Genomic DNA, 15,939 nt, shown 5'->3' with positions numbered 1-15,939 from the left:
TAAGGGAAACACTTTGTTCTGTTTGGTAAAACTTCTTTTATTTACTTATTTGCTTTTAAATTAGAATAATTTTAGTATGTTTGCCACATTATTTATGAAAAACATGACTTTTGTATGAAAAAACAAGACTTCCTCTTTGTTTTTGTTCTGGTGATAATATTCCTGCCATTCTTTGTGAGTGAATCCATCTACGATTGGTATAAGTCTTTCAACGCTGCTCATGGCATGGTGATGAGTTTCATTAAATTTGGAATTCTTGCTACACTGGGTGAGATGCTGGGACTTCGTATCAGTGCCGGAGTCTATAACCGAAAAGGATTTGGCGTACTGCCGCGTGCCGTAGTGTGGGGACTGCTGGGAATGGGTATCAATGCGGCCATGATAATCTTCTCCAAAGGTGTGCCGCAATTTATGGAATATATGGGAATGGCAAATGCCGCCGCCATTATAAACGGAGAGTTCTGCCTGGACAAATTATGGATAGCCTTCGCCATTTCAGTTGCTATGAATACCATTTTCGCTCCGGTATTCATGACATTCCATAAGATTACGGATACGCATATCTTGGATTGTGGCGGTTCGCCTCGCAGCCTCCTCACTCCTATCCCGATGACCCGCATCATTACGCATCTGAATTGGGATGCACAATGGAATTTTGTCTTCAAGAAAACAATTCCTTTCTTCTGGTATCCGGCACACACCATCACATTCCTCCTGCCGGGAGAAATGCGGGTGCTGTTTGCAGCGATATTGGGTGTGGTGCTCGGGGTATTGCTGGCTATTGCGGCTCGGATGAAATAATCCGGCCTATATATTCTCGAATGATTTCAAGCAAGTCTTGCGGATAAGGTATAAAGAACTTCTCTATCATTTTCGGATACTGAGGTACAAAGGGTTTGGGTATCATTGTGACAAGGGTATCCAATTCTGCCTTCCGTTGCTCTTCAGTCTCTGAGACGGCGTAGCGGATAGTCCACCAGAACAAGAAAGTCTGGTTAAGATACCCTTTGGGGGTGATGACTTGCAGTTGCTTGTAGCGCTCGGACTGTAACATGATTTTAATTCTTTTCTCCTGTTCTTTCTCACTGATGGAACATAGAATGTCATACCATTCATCAAACTCCTGACGCAAGCAGGCGACAAATGCCCATTCGGCAATTCTATATTTGGCAAATTCTGGAATCTTCTTTAGAAGTACGAAGATATGTCCTATATTCAATTCGCCTTTATATAAACCTTTGACTTTTGTATAGTCTTCAATGGAAGTGATTGTGTGTAAAAGGGAGTAATATATTTCCGGACTCATCGGCACATGGTGTTCATCAATGAATTTCAGAGTATTCTGAAGCACCAGTTTTTTGTTTGTTCTGTTGTTGGCCATGCGGCTGATGACATTGTTCCAGTAGATTTGTGTGCGTGCAATGGAAATATGTAAATCATCTTCCATCTCTTTTATACGGCTTTCGGCTTCTTCGAAGGTCATGCCGCGTTCCCGCATTTGATAGCATATGTCCTTCATAATTGGATAATGTTCGACAAATAGGTAGGGTTTGGGAATGACGGCTCCTACCTTTTTCAACATACAATATGAATCGTAATTGATAAAAACCTTTTTACTGATTGCTTGCTCTTGCAGCCGTTGGGCGTTTTCCTTATCATTCTGACGGAGCAATGCCTTCATGCAACAGAAGATAATTCCTCCATCATATACGCCCACGTCCAGCAGACAATACACATATTCCAGAATAGTGCTTTCTTTAATTTTCCACCCTTCCGATGTATAAATGGGAAAAGGCTGCGGAACGTTGTCTTGTGCTCTTCCGGCATAGTATCGCTGGATAAGCATTTGCTTCAATACATCCTTTGGCGCATCCAGGCTTTTCATTATTTCCTCATTTATAATCAGTTGTATTTCTTCCGGAGGAAGTGAATCTTGGGTGTGGTTGGTCAGGTGATAGAGTAAATGTTTATGTGTATAACTGTTCTGTTGTACGGTGTATTTTTCGGACATCCGCTTTATCATGTCCACTTTTTGTTCATAATAGGGATATATGAACCGGTTATTGATAATGATATTCAAGATATTGGCATCAGGATGATTGAGCAGTGACTTGTCCAGCCGGTTCTCGAAGAAATCCCTTGCGACTCCTCCTTCTTCCGGAGTCTTTACCTTATTGAACATTTCGGAGACAACGTAGGGCGAATGATTCAAAATCTGTTGTTCTTCCGGAGTAATACAATCGGGAGTTTCTCCGAACAGTGCCTGATACGCCTCTTCATAATTTGATATTTTCAGAATGAATTGTACGATTGTTCTTATATTTCGAGATTCATCGCCGTTTTGGGGACGATGTCTCTTCATATGTGCCTTGATTTCCTTTAGGGTCATGCGTTGGTATAGGATACCTTGTGTGTGCTGGCTCGGGTAATCCAGTAAAGACTGGTCTGCTTCCAGTAAATGGTATTTATGGAACAGTTCCTCGCATTCCTTAATCCCGCTATAAGTGGAGGTCGTATCCAATAAGTCGTTCAAGTAGATTTCACCCACTTTCAGTTTGGTCTTGTTTTCTTCTTCTTGCTGCTCCAACCTTTCCATAAAAGTGTTGAAGATTCCTTTGGCTTGCTCAAAATTTTTAGCCTTTTGGAGCATAAAGTTCAATGAGTAGCCATCACAGTTATTCCCCATACGGTTCCATAAATCATAGGCATAAGAGGACGGTATGTTTTCGAGTGCTCCATTCAACACTTCGGTCTTGTTCAGGAACATACTGGTATCCTCTTTTTTGTCGACAGACAGTTCTGTCAGTTCGTTGAAGAATGCAACCAGCTTTTCCGGCTGGCTGAATCTTTTGAAAACTTCCAGCCAGGTGTAGGGAGCAATAAAGTTGAAGAAAAAGACTGCATCGTCGTGGGGAACTACCCCTTTATCATTCTTCTGCAAGAAGTTCTTGATGTCGTGTATGTCAGCCAGAGTCTGTGCTTTATGCATAAGCTGCCTGGCGAAATTACGTATTCTTTTCTCTTTCAGTTCTGTCAGATAAGTCTCATTGTTGCTTTCCTGCCCATGGGCGCTCTCTGCAGAATCGGAGAAGAAATCATCTATGTCGTCATCATCGGCACTTGGGGAAGCTTCGTATATAAAGGAAGCGTTGAGGTATATTTCTTTGGCTTCGTCCATGTCGAGGAACCATACCAATTCTGTCTGAAATTCAATATACGAGTTTTCTATATACTTGTCTTGCATTTGCCCTTGTTCATTGAGCAAATCCTTGTGTACAATGTCCTTATCTTGTTGTGTCTGCAGTCTGGGCAAAAGCCACCGCAGCACATTCAGCTCTCTCCTATTATATTTTTTTGTTAATTTCCAAATATGGATGGCCTCTGCATTGGTAGGAGCAAAATTGGCTATATTGCCAATATAGGCGTCCACCCAATCAATGGAAACGCCTTCCGGGTTTGTTCCCAGTTCCTTACTTGTATATAGCGTTTGTTCGTTTTTATAAATGCGGCTTACAACATCATTGATGATATACTGTTGGAGTTCGGGGGCATTTACCGAACAGTTTTTCACCCGATGCAGGATCTTGGTTGTATTTTTGAAAAAGTTCGGTCTGTCTTTGTAGTAGATATAGCGGAATATGCCCTTTATGGCTTTCTTTTCAGTTGCCAGTAGGTCATCGGACGGTTCACTGCTATAGTACTGGAAAACCTGGGTTACTATGATGTCTTCAACTTCAAATGTGTCCTTTTCAATGTCCTGATAATAAATCAAATCATCTACTTTGCCTGCCAATTCACAGATGGTGCTTCTGTCGGCCTTTTCGTAACTGTTCTCATAGGTGAATTTGAGGAAATCGAGCAATAGGTCTATTTTATTGCGGCTTCTCTTTTTCCACATCCACAAACATTTTATGGCGTGGCAGAGTTGTCGAAGCATGGATTTCTGCAGGTTGCTTAAATTGCTGTTCTGGAACTGGTTGTTATATCTGGTCTTGATTCTGTCTATGTCGAAAAACAAGGAACCGATAGTCATGCCGGCTTCGGGTCGGAGTTTAAGATAGCCGTATGTCCTAAGCTCGCGGGCATATTCATTTATTTTTTTGAAGGATAAAGGTTTGATGCCCACTTCGACTATGGCCGGAGGAACCATTTCATTGAAAGTAAGCATGGATTTCACTTCCTTGAAGCTATAGCTTGTAGTGGCAATAACCTTGAAGTCCGGATTGCCGATGTGAAGGATTTCCGATAACTTGCGAAGTAATTCTCTGTCAATGGGTATCGGCTTTTCATTCTCTTCTTTCCAAAACAACAGCTGCAAATCGTCCAGTAGAAGAATCTTTTTGCCATGCTGGAATTGGGATACAGAAAGCCGTTCTAACTGTTCTTTGGTCGTATCGGCATTCAAAATGACCACATAATATTCCTGAGGGAGCTTTTTCAGCATTCGGCAAACGGCAATAGTCTTTCCCGAAGTGGATTGACCGGTGACGATGATTGTCTTGTTTGTGCTGTCAAACTCCTCTTTAAGTTTGTTGTCTACTTCCGGACGGATAAAATAGTAGTCCAGGTTGCCTCTGCGACGGTTGGCTTGGCTGTTGGGAATAATTTTATCATACTCCATCTTATGACAAGAGATTGCGCAAAAGGGATTATTGAGAAAACTTTCACGATCCTTGACCAACGCGTCCCTTAGCTGCTCCAGCGTATTGCACTGCTTCTCATACCGCTCGATAACGGTATCGTCGTCCAGGTGCTTTTGCATGTATTCCGCATAGAAGTCTTTCCATAAAGTAGTGTTTGTCCAGTCTTCTTGGGTGTATTCCAATGTCGGATTCTGATAGAAATAGATATGTTTGTTGGATGCATTTTCGATGGCAACATTAAACTCTCCGATGGTCTTGGAGCGTATCCAGTTTCCGGCGAAGAAGATGATGACGTCACATTGCCTTATCTCTGAATTTATGATTTCCTGCGTATCGCCTTTAGCTAAATCGTTGTCTCCATTTTTTTCGTGCCGGTGCACTACAATATTGAGTTCGCTGTTGTTTCTTTCCGTCAGGACTTTTTCCATTAAATCCCTTTCTTTCTGAAAACTCAGCGAAGAGGCTATAAATACATGGTATGTTTTCATAATATAGTGTTGGTTACTTCCTATGTGTTGTTGTTTACGACTAGCGGAATACCGGCTGTGATACATCTGTCATACGCTTTTGAGCTTTCCTTCAATTCATCATACGGACGTATATCGGGATGCACAAAGCGTTTCTTTTTGAAGATGTCTCCCATTTCCTTGCTGCCATAGATTAACTCTTCTTCTTCGGCGGTGGGTTTACGGAAGCCAAGCAGCAGCTTCTCCATGTTCCAACGGTTATGTTCGACTTCGGCAAGCAATGTTATCTGGTCGTTGTCCAGTTTCACGTAACCATCCGTAATGCCTATGGAGCGTAGCTTGGGACTAATGGAATATGCACTGTACAAATTGGACCACTGAAGGGATACGGACAGTTTGTTCCATGAGTCTTTCAGCTCATTGTCAGGTGGGCATGATTGAGGCACATTTCCATATTTATTCTTGAAATCGTATATATAATTGATGATTTGTCCCTCCCTCCGGCTTTTTTTGTCCAAGTCGTAACAGTTGTCCAGCATTCCAAAAGGAAAAACATGGGAATATTTATGAATCGCTTCATCTTTCTTTTTACTGTTAAGCATATTGAGCAGTGCACTGGAGGTTTCCTGACGGACAAAAACTGGGATGTTTTCATCATATACATCGTCCGGCAGATATAATCCCATTGCCATGCTTTGAGGAGGATAATTGAGACAGACGGCAATCGTCAATACCTGGCCTGAGTCATGTACCCATTCTTTAATTAGGTTCTGGATGGCAGGAGTTTCCGCACGGCCTTTGATAAATTTGAATTCCACATCCAGAAAGTCTGCATCTTTTCCTTTAAAACGGGTGGGAAGGACAAATCTCTCGTGCCTTTCGTCCTTGCTCATGTCGTAATAATGGGTAGACGATATCTCGAAATAATGGCGGTATCGTCCACAAAAGAAATTCATTTCCCGGTCGGCATTTTCATCAATGAAGGTAATGACACTTTTTATGTTCTTGTCCCGGCAGAAGTTTGGAAAATGCAACAGATGGGCAGCTTCCACTCCTATTGCCACTCCCATACGGCTCATACCGATGATAACAAGATGAACATGTTTTTCGCTTTCGTAGGTTATTGCCTCACGGTCGAGAGGAGGATATTCAATGCAGTTCTCCCCTTTTCCGTATTGCCGGCTTACCAATATCTTTTTGGCCCAGCCCTCGTAGAAGTTAAAGGGATGGAATTCTATATATTTTCTCCATTCGGCAGACAAATCGGTCAGTTGGAAAGCGGCAAAAGTAGTCTGATATTCGAAAAGAACGGTGAATGGTATGAGGGAACATTTATTGCATCGTTTATGAATGTCAACTATCTTTTTCAGGCAGTCTATGTTCAGTGAGTCATGGTCATGTTCGTCTCTCTCTCCGATAAGGAATACTTCGCGCGCTTTGGTAGTATAGAGTTTTTCCAACTCCTCGATAGAGTCGCGCCGGGTACGCAGCACCACAATTCTTTTTTCGTTTTTGGCATCCAGTTCCGTATGGATTTTGCTACGGATTTCTTGTGCCGGTTGGGTACTCTGAATCAGAATATGGCAATTCCCATAATGTGTGTCATCGCAAATTTGCTGGATAAGAGTGGGGACCATGTTGTCAAAACCGATAATGACGATGTGGTTTTGCAAAGGGTAAACGATATCGCCTTCACGATATCGCTCAACTCTGCGTTCCAGCATATTGGAGATTACGGATATCAATAATCCGCAGAACAAAATTAATCCCAGCACTACGACCAATAGAGAGAACCAACGCAGATAAGGTGGTACTTCCACAATATTCCCCGGATCGATGAACAGACAAATCAACTGAAGCAAACGCCCCATAGGTACGTCTTTATCAATACCGGTCCATTCTTCAAGAGACGGCTCAGGAAAGATAAATGCAAAACTTACCAGATATATCAATAAGAAAACAGTTACTATGACTCCGAAAAGCCAAGCAAGCTGCCTCCATCCTTTTCCGGAAAAAGAGCGGTCAAAATGAAGGGCAAAAAGTCTTGTTAGCAGATTCATATTTGTTTTGTCATTAGACAGTTTCCTTTTTTTCAGTTTCTTGTTTCAATTCTTTTCTGATATTCTCTTTCAGTTTATTGATTTCTTTCTCATCGTTATTGATAATCTCCCGTTTTTCTTTTTCCTGGTACAAGGATGCAAGAATGTTTCTTTCTTGTTCCAGATTCAATGAGAATACATCTATTAATCTCTTGATACATAGAAAAAAACAGATGCATACGCTAAGGGAAATGATGGCATGGAGTGTCATCAGGTAGGTCATTCCACGCGATGGAAAGAATTGAATAAGGTTTTGGAATGTAGTGCATGTCACAATCAATGCTGCAACCAGAAAGAGAATGATAAAGGCAGGAATCACGAATTTCCACCAGTGCCGGATAGGATAATACTTGTTCTCACTCGTCCTCATAGTACTATAATAGATATTGGATTATTATTTCTTCTGTATGTCGAATCCCAGTTTCATAATCAGTTTCAGTGTCTGTATGGCTGTTTGCCGGTCGTATTCTCGTTCTGAGTCCGGTAACTCTTCGTATGGTACAAGTCCGGGATGTGTCTTTAATTCATCATTGCGTGTCTCTCCGTATTTCCATCCTTCTTTCACTCTTCCCAAAGCCCATACTTCATGTACATTGCGTGCCATGGCTTCTGTGAGTTCCGTCAAATTATCCGGTAAAGTGATATTTTCTGTGTTCAAAGGGGACGGTGTGTATGTTTTCATTTTCTGTTATTTAAAATGTGGAAGTAAAAAGTTTATTGGTAGCAATATTAGGCATTTCGGACGACAGAAACAAAAAAAAGGAAAGCTATTTCCAAAAAACATGCAGATTACAATGGAAAAAACATTGCAACCTGCATATAAATCGGGAGAAGCGGGAATTATAAGTTAGCTTCCGTCACCACCTGCCCGTCAAACAGATTGATGATACGTCCGGCAAATCCGGCATCATGTTGTGAGTGTGTCACCATGACAATCGTAGTACCTTCCTTATTCAGTTCATTCAGTAGTTCCATTACCTCTTTTCCGTTCTTTGAATCGAGGTTACCGGTAGGCTCATCGGCAAGTATCAGTTTAGGGTTTGATACGACTGCACGGGCGATTGCCACGCGTTGCTGTTGTCCGCCGGACAATTGTTGCGGGAAGTGCTTGCTGCGGTGCATGATTGCCATACGCTCCATAGCGGTTTCCACCCGGCGCTTGCGTTCGGTGGCAGGAATGCCCATGTAGAGTAACGGCAGTTCGATGTTTTCGTATACATTCAGCTCATCAATCAGGTTGAAACTTTGGAATACAAAGCCGATGACTCCTTTACGCAAGTTGGTACGTTGGGCTTCTGTATATTTGGATACTTCCGTCCCATTCAAGTAATATTCTCCGGATGTAGGATTGTCCAACAGACCGAGGATATTCAGTAAAGTGGATTTTCCGCAGCCTGAAGGTCCCATGATAGCAACAAACTCCCCTTCTTTCACTTCAATGTTTACGTCGTTCAAAGCCAGAGTCTGTACTTCCTCGGTCTTGAAAATCTTCTGTAAATTTACTGTCTTAATCATAATGCTTTGGTTTTTATGGTTTATAAATATTTCATTTCTTACTCGGATTTGATGCAGTCAATCGGATTTGTTTTGTTCAGCAAATAACTTTGCAGACACACTGTGACGGCAGATATTATCCAGACAATACATAGTGGCAATAGAAAGTCCATAACGGTGAAGGGGGCTTTATAGGCAAACTGTTCATGCCAATGGTGCATGAGCCAATAGACAATGGGGACAGCTAGAATATATGCAAGCAGAATTTGCAGGCAGAATGGTTTATTCAGCAACAGCACGATTTGTCGGGATGTTGCTCCATGAATCTTGCGAATGCTGATTTCGCGGATACGCTGGCGAGTGGCATACCATGAAATGCCGAATAAGCCGAAGCAGGTCAATATCAAGCCAATCAGAGAATAGGCGATAAGGAGTTTGGAGAGAGACAAGACTTTACCATTGCGTTTCATAAAGTCTTGGTGCATGTCTGTGTATTGAAATATCTCCCCTTCATTCATCTTTTCCCATATTTGGGCTATTTGATGTAGTGTTTCTTGTTTATTGCTTTCAATCAGCTTAATCTGCAGATAGTTGGCACCCGACATTCTCTCTGTAGGTGGAAGGTAAAGTATGACCGGGGTAATTTCATTTTCCAATGAACTGAACGGGAAGTCCTCTAATACACCGCCGATGATGTATAAAGAATCGGCAGACTGGTCAAATTCTTTCAAAGGTTTTCCAATGGCATTTATTCCTGCTGGAATCAGCATTCTGACATAGCTTTCGTTGACCAGTGCAGGATAGGCATATTGTTTTTGCAGTTGTTCGGGAGCGTTACCGGACAAGAGTTTGAACCCCATCGTTTTTACCAGATTGGCATCACTATACAGCATTAATAGGTAGGAACTTTTTTCCGTACCGTCGGCTTGTTTGATGGATAGCTCACGTATCCATGAATTCAATATGGAGCCTTGTGACAGGGCGATGGACTCTATTCCTTGTACATGTTTCTCCAGCTCTTCTTTAAGTATTGTAGCCGGTGCGGCATTGAAATCTCCTATTTCAATCCGATTTTCGTAACAGTAGGCCCGTTCCTTGATGAGATTGATTTGTTCATTGGCAACGAGAGTAGCGAATATCAGCCCTATAGAAATGGAAAACTGAAGAATGACCAGCAAAGCTATGAAACGTTGTTTCTTTTTACCTCCGTAAAGTGTCTTGTATTCGCTGAATGAGAGTTGTGAAAGTCTATGGCTGATATACCAAGCAGGGACAATGGACATAACTAGTACAAAGAGCACTAACAAGGGTAGCATCTGTAGGCTGAAAAAGAAATGTACGTTTAAATGGGATGCAAATAATCCATTGAAAAAAGACAGACAGTCGTTGATGATGAGTAAAGATAATCCGAATGCCAGCAGCACAGTGAGGAATGCATCACCAAACAGTTGGATGCGGATATCCTTCAAGCTGCTTCCCATCAGTTTCTCCACATGTATCATTTTGAGCTGTTGCAATACACGGCTCAGGCTCATGTTGGTATAGTTGCAGCAGGCTATGATAAGTACCAACAAGGCGGCAGCAAGGCTGATATACAATAATTGCACATTACTTTGATTGATATACGGCAGAGGTTGTTGTGTATCGTAGTCCGGTGTAGTAAAGTAGATGTCGGACAGAGGGTCGACGTAATATTGTGTCTTTTCCGGAATCAAAGTGGGAATTTTGTCGTGGTTGATTTTTTCGGTAAACTGTTGGGCATCGGTATTTGGAATTAGTTTCAGAAACGTCATTCCACCCCAAAAGTCTTTGTTATTCCCGGTAATCATGTCGAATTGGAGCAATGATTGTGACCGTGACTTTAATATGGCTGCCACTTCATAACTTTGGGTATCAGTCATGGTTTTTATTTCCAGCAATTCTCCTAATGGATTTTTATCTCCAAACAGTTTATGTGCAAAAGCTTCACTGAGTGCTACTTTGCCCGGTTGTTCCAATACTTGCTTTAAACTACCGGCAATGGGATGATAGTGGAAGAAATGTTGCAAAGTAGTATCGGCAGATATAAAGGTTATATCGTGGTAAATCTCCCCTCCATATTTACAATATTGTGGAACCAGAGAATTGATACGCAGGTAGTCTTCCACTTCTGCATATTTTTCTTTCAGCATAGGGGGAATATTGGCATCAGCATAGGCCACCTTGCTTCCGTCCTGCATCGGATTATCCTGACGCAGACAGAAAATACGGTTCTTGTCCCGATTGCCACTCTCTATATTGTAATCATGTACATAATAGGTGAACAGCAAGTTTGTACATGCTAGCCCTATAGCCAGACTGACTATAGAAATGAAGAAGAAAACTTTGTTTCTCCACCAACTGCGGGTAATTATTTTTAGGATTGTAAGTATGGTCATAATCTTTAGGTAAATATATTTTCTTATTCGTTTTTAATGACTTCTGCCGGATTTGTCCTTGCTATTTTCAGAATACGGAAAATAATAGTCAGAGTAGTAATGACAGCTACGATTATGAAGATTGAAATCCAAAATAGCGGGCCATCATTAAAGAATACGATATACATGTTTTTCCATAACTGCAGTATGGCATAACATAAAGGAAATGCCATTGTTGCCGAGAGTACAAGCTGATAAATATACGTACGGGCAAACAATATGATAATCTGTTTCAATCCTGCACCATTTACTTTACGGATTGCCACTTCCTTTTGTCTGCGTTCCGTATCCAGTGTGATTGCCGAATAGACGCCTAATAAAGTGATTATAAGGCTGACAAATGAGAAGAATAAGATTATCCCTTTCATGTTGTTCTCGATGGCTTGCGCTTGGTGAATGTCTTCCTGCAAGGTCGAAATGTGTAATTGTATACTCGGTGGAAGATTCTCTTCCAGCATTTTCTTAACGAAAGCCTCTACTTCTTCTGCTTTTCCGGGTACACACTTCAAATAGCAATGACCTACATAATATTTGAAATCACAAGGCAGAAAGACGAAGCCCTGGCTCTGATTGTAAGTGTCGGCTACAAAATCGGAACAAATGCCGCATACCGTGTAGCTATCTTGATAATTGTACAAGGTGGTTCCCAGTAAATCCTTCTTTATACGTTCTACCAATTTACGGTCTGCTACCATGTCACTATTTGTCTTCAGGACATGCCCGGAGAGAATGGGGATATTCATAAACTCGAAAAAGTTATTAGGAACATTCATTATATTGACTTCAAGGCTACTTTCCCGGTTATCTTTTTCTGTCTGCATGCTTGTTCCCGAAATACCTTTCAGATAATTAATATCTGTCAGCATTTTATCTTTTATATCCGGATGTTGACTGATGCGCTCTATGAGAGCAAGCTTTTCGTCATTTTTCATAAAACGGTAATCCATAGGAATACTGATGATTTCGGACTTTTCTTTTTCTGTCAGTGTGTTGAACAGTGTGGAACCGGTCTTGTTAGCCTGCAAATATAAAGCGACTGTAAAGACTATGAATAACCAACAGATGAAAAATTGGATACCCAAAAGACAATTTCGTATCTTCTGTTTGTGGCGTTTGGATTTGTTCTTGTAAATACTTGACTGGATGGAGGCATGCTTCATCCTCCATACGGTAAACAAGCAGAGTAATAAGCATAGTAAAATAACGCCTGCCATATATTCTATTGTCTGTATCAATAATAGGTCCCGTTCAATGACTAATGTGAAATCAAATAAAGAGAATGAAAGGTAAGGGGTAAATATTTCTATCAGACAGAAAGTCAATAAGAAGGCTATGAACGAAATGATAATGGCTTGGGTAAAAAGTAACCAAAATAGTTTGTTGCCATTACTTCCATTCACTTTACGAATGCCGAACTCGTGCGAACGGTTCAGATAACTCCCCGTCAAAAAATGAAAAAAGTTGAGTAGACCAGTCAGTAGAATCAAAAGGCCGACAATGAATGTGATTCCGGCAAAGTAAGGGGCAACGGATTTCTCCCGAAAAAGTTTTCCGAAATTCGAGGCTGATACGGTATTTTTCTCATTGAATATTGTGTGCTTCAAGTCCATTGCACGGAAACTAGCTTCAAGTTGCGCGGATGTTTTGCCCGGACGAAGAAGAGCAAAAGTAAGTCCACCGGTCATACTGTCTCGTCCATCGAATTGTATAAGTCCTTCGCTGTCGTTCAAGATTAACATATCAATCTTTTGGAGAAAGCTAAGGCTGGTATTCAATGGAATATCTTCTATTATCGCTTGTATGGTATAGATGGTACCTCCTGTTCGTGGTGTGGTATCAGGTGAAGAGAAAAGCCGTTGTGCTAAGGTCATTCGCTTTCCTATCGGATTCTCTCCGAGACCAAATATTTTGTGTGCCAGAGAGCGTGTCAGTATCACGGCATTGGGAGTTTGCGATGCTACAGCCCATGAACCTTGTAATACTTCCGGGGTGAACACGCTATGGTAGGCTGTATCTACTTCCATAGCATATAAATCTTCGTAAGGCAGTTCTTCCTTGTCGATAGTTTCCACATTGTAGCTACGTGGGCGGGGATAGGCAACAAAAGTAAATGCTTCTACTTCTTGGAATTGCAATTGGCGCAGACTCTCAAACAACGTAGCGGGAGTTCCGGAATAAGGTTCTTCTGCTGGAGTGTATAGGTTTATGTCTGCAATGCGTTCCCAGTGGGTAAAGCACTTGTCGGTAGAATTTATATAGCGGCTGCAATATAGGCAGATACTAAAACAAAGTATACCTACCGACAGTCCGATGATAGAGATGATATTCTGTGCCTTGTACTTTAATAGGTTTCTGAATGCTGTTTTAATATAATGTCTTATCATAATAGTATCATTATTGTATTATTCGCTTTTGATTACTTCCGCCGGATTCTGTCGTGCAGCCTTTTTTACTTGATAAACCAATGTTAATATGGAAATTAATGATATGATGATTGCTGCAATAATGAACAACCAACTGCTGATGTTGGCTTTGTAGGCAAAATCTTTCAGATAAATGGTTATTCCCCAATAAGATATAGAAATGGCAATCAAAAATGACATTGCTAATATGATAATGTATTTTTTGAGTAATAACAATAAAATTTCCTTATGTGTAGCGCCATGTACTTTTCGTATAGCTATTTCCCGGTATCTTTGTTGTATGTCAAATAAGGACAATCCAAACAAAGCTATTGAGGATATTAGAATGGCCATAAAGGCGAAAAAGGAATAGGTAATAGTTATTTGCTTGTCTGACTTATAGAGATTCTCAACTTCCTGTTTTGCAAAAGTATAATTGAAGGCTCCATCAGCATTGTCGTTGTGTAGGTTTTCCAGGAAGGCAACGGCATCTTTTTGATGTCCTGGAGCAATTTTAGCTTGCAAAGGAATTTGTGAAAGATATGTTTCACCGTATATAAAAGCGATAGGAAGAACCGGTTGGGATAAATGTCCGCAATAAAAATCTTCGACGATACCTATAATCTGATAAGGGCTCAAATCCCTACGCGGCCATAAAGGTTGTTGGGGTTCCAGCCGGGCATTGATTGCGCTTTCGAGTCCGAAGAGTTGCATGGCTTTTTGATTGAGAATCAGTTTTGCTTCACCTTCATGGTCGATGTCGGCATCCCATAAACGTCCCTGGGATAAACGGAAGCCATGAAATCTTATTTCTTCTTCTGTTATGGGAATGCAATACAATTGTTTGAAATTGGCTTCTCCGAGCTTACGGAAAAGTACCGGAGATTCTGTGAAATATTCATAAGGGGATAAAGAGTAATTCCATGCCGTGAATAAAGGAGAGGCATTCATTGCAGTGGATATATTTTCTTTGGAGGCTTTGCGCAAGGAGGTCTGTTTCAGATATTCTGCTTCAGTGGTAGGCTGTTTGCGTTCATAGCGTTCAAAATGGACTTTAACGATAGAGTCTGTGTCATAGCCTAAATCTATATGAGTCATTTCATACAGTTGTTTGGCGAAGAACATGGAAACAACTATTAGAATGAATGCCACGATATACTGAATACTCAGATAGAGGTTTCTTACAACAGACGATTTTTCACCACTGCCTATTTTCCGTAATGAATGGATAGGCGTGTTGTATTTGAATTTAAAAAACGGATAGATTGAAGCTGTCAATGGCTGTAAAATCAGGATAGCTATGGTTATTCCTATGTCAAATATACCATTAGGTTGTTGAATGACATCAAAATATTTATTTAAGGGAAAGACGGAAATCTCGACAAGGAACCAGGCTATAAATAATGATACAAGTGTCAGACATAAATTCTCGATATATAGTTGGGAGAATAGCTGTGCTGAATTGTTTCCAAAAACCTTCTTTAGTCTGAATTCTTTGCTTCGTTTCAATAATACAACCGTATAAAGACTCATAAAATTGAAGATGCCTACAATTAAAATTAGTACAGCAACAAGTGCCAATAGATGTAGCTGTGGTAAATTCCCCCTTTGCAGCATGTCCTGCCAAACATCAATGGCTGGATGAAAATACACTTCACGCATGGGAAGCAGTTGATACCTGAATTCAACATCCGCAGCACGTGGAGATTGCCGGAACGCTGCATGCCGTGCATTTATCTTCGTAAAGGAGGCCCCTTTATGAATTAATGCCATTTTCATCGGGAAACGGAACTCCCAATCCTTCTGCAATGTTTCAGGAACAAGCAAGTCGAAATGAAGCGAGCGTTTCCCTCTGTCTTTGCCGATAACTCCGGTCACCGTAAGAGGGTCACCGGTAGAGTATTCAATGGTTTTGCCGATAGGATTTATGTTCCCGAATAGTTTCTCACTCAGCTCTTCTGTGATAAAGGCGGTTTGTGGAGACGCCGCCCATGATTCGGCTTTTCCATATTTCATGGGAAAATCAGTCACTATTAGAAACAAGCTGTCTGCTACAATCGTTTCTACATCAATATGTTTTTCTTCCTTTATGATATAGTCTTTATTGAACCATACGAAAGTGGACATCGCTTCTATGTCTGCATCTTCGAGGGGACCTCCGATAACTGCCGTTTTATTGTTGTCATCTTTGTATTCCTGCACCATGATGCCTATCCGGTCTTTGTTGGGACTATAACAATCTACATCATTTTCCTGCTTCACGTAGCGGAATATAATAATGACACAAGCCAAGCTCAGTGCCAGTCCGATAATATTGATTACCGTATATACTTTAAACCTACTTAATGTTCGGATATATAATAGTATGAGTTTCATAT

Annotated in this window: 9 protein-coding genes; 1 reads left to right on the top strand and 8 read right to left on the bottom strand. The window is 41.1% G+C overall.

Translation table 11 applies throughout. From position 1 onward, the window contains the following. The first annotated feature begins 114 nt into the window (after nucleotides 1–114). Nucleotides 115–801 (top strand): hypothetical protein, encoded by a 687-nt coding sequence (locus DW039_RS08225; protein WP_119957887.1) that lies wholly within the window; start codon nucleotides 115–117, stop codon nucleotides 799–801. Here the strand turns inward: DW039_RS08225 and DW039_RS08220 are convergent. The 8 genes from DW039_RS08220 to DW039_RS08180 all read right to left on the bottom strand — a co-directional run bounded on the left by DW039_RS08220 (nucleotide 779) and on the right by DW039_RS08180 (nucleotide 15,937). After that, entirely contained in the window at nucleotides 779–5,131 is a 4,353-nt protein-coding gene (locus DW039_RS08220; RefSeq protein ID WP_120381857.1) for a hypothetical protein, read from the bottom strand. The two genes, DW039_RS08225 and DW039_RS08220, sit on opposite strands and share 23 nt — an antisense overlap. A gap of 20 nt (nucleotides 5,132–5,151) precedes the next feature. Beyond that, nucleotides 5,152–7,170, bottom strand: coding sequence for a hypothetical protein (locus DW039_RS08215; RefSeq protein ID WP_057256501.1), 2,019 nt, complete (start codon nucleotides 7,168–7,170; stop codon nucleotides 5,152–5,154). A gap of 13 nt (nucleotides 7,171–7,183) precedes the next feature. Continuing rightward, nucleotides 7,184–7,579, bottom strand: coding sequence for a hypothetical protein (locus tag DW039_RS08210; protein WP_034529763.1), 396 nt, complete (start codon nucleotides 7,577–7,579; stop codon nucleotides 7,184–7,186). A gap of 24 nt (nucleotides 7,580–7,603) precedes the next feature. Continuing rightward, nucleotides 7,604–7,891, bottom strand: coding sequence for a RyR domain-containing protein (locus DW039_RS08205; protein WP_008664544.1), 288 nt, complete (start codon nucleotides 7,889–7,891; stop codon nucleotides 7,604–7,606). A gap of 158 nt (nucleotides 7,892–8,049) precedes the next feature. Beyond that, entirely contained in the window at nucleotides 8,050–8,724 is a 675-nt protein-coding gene (locus tag DW039_RS08195; RefSeq protein WP_005837161.1) for an ABC transporter ATP-binding protein, read from the bottom strand. Between the two features lie 38 nt (nucleotides 8,725–8,762). After that, nucleotides 8,763–11,120, bottom strand: coding sequence for an ABC transporter permease (locus DW039_RS08190; RefSeq protein WP_005837160.1), 2,358 nt, complete (start codon nucleotides 11,118–11,120; stop codon nucleotides 8,763–8,765). A gap of 23 nt (nucleotides 11,121–11,143) precedes the next feature. After that, entirely contained in the window at nucleotides 11,144–13,543 is a 2,400-nt protein-coding gene (locus DW039_RS08185; RefSeq protein WP_008664546.1) for an ABC transporter permease, read from the bottom strand. An 18-nt stretch (nucleotides 13,544–13,561) separates the two neighbouring features. Next, on the bottom strand, nucleotides 13,562–15,937 hold the full coding sequence (locus DW039_RS08180; protein WP_057258609.1) for an ABC transporter permease: 2,376 nt from the start codon (nucleotides 15,935–15,937) through the stop codon (nucleotides 13,562–13,564). Between the last annotated feature and the right edge of the window lie 2 nt (nucleotides 15,938–15,939).

The organism is Bacteroides sp. AF39-16AC (genome assembly GCF_003602735.1).
Lineage (GTDB): Bacteria > Bacteroidota > Bacteroidia > Bacteroidales > Bacteroidaceae > Bacteroides > Bacteroides uniformis.
This window is presented reverse-complemented; position numbering and strand designations above follow the sequence as displayed.

Coding starts and splice junctions, on each gene's coding strand:
- DW039_RS08225 (WP_119957887.1), top strand. CDS start 115: ATGAAAAAACAAGACTTCCTCTTTGTTTTTGTTCTGGTGATAATATTC.
- DW039_RS08220 (WP_120381857.1), bottom strand. CDS start 5,131: ATGAAAACATACCATGTATTTATAGCCTCTTCGCTGAGTTTTCAGAAA.
- DW039_RS08215 (WP_057256501.1), bottom strand. CDS start 7,170: ATGAATCTGCTAACAAGACTTTTTGCCCTTCATTTTGACCGCTCTTTT.
- DW039_RS08210 (WP_034529763.1), bottom strand. CDS start 7,579: ATGAGGACGAGTGAGAACAAGTATTATCCTATCCGGCACTGGTGGAAA.
- DW039_RS08205 (WP_008664544.1), bottom strand. CDS start 7,891: ATGAAAACATACACACCGTCCCCTTTGAACACAGAAAATATCACTTTA.
- DW039_RS08195 (WP_005837161.1), bottom strand. CDS start 8,724: ATGATTAAGACAGTAAATTTACAGAAGATTTTCAAGACCGAGGAAGTA.
- DW039_RS08190 (WP_005837160.1), bottom strand. CDS start 11,120: ATGACCATACTTACAATCCTAAAAATAATTACCCGCAGTTGGTGGAGA.
- DW039_RS08185 (WP_008664546.1), bottom strand. CDS start 13,543: ATGATAAGACATTATATTAAAACAGCATTCAGAAACCTATTAAAGTAC.
- DW039_RS08180 (WP_057258609.1), bottom strand. CDS start 15,937: ATGAAACTCATACTATTATATATCCGAACATTAAGTAGGTTTAAAGTA.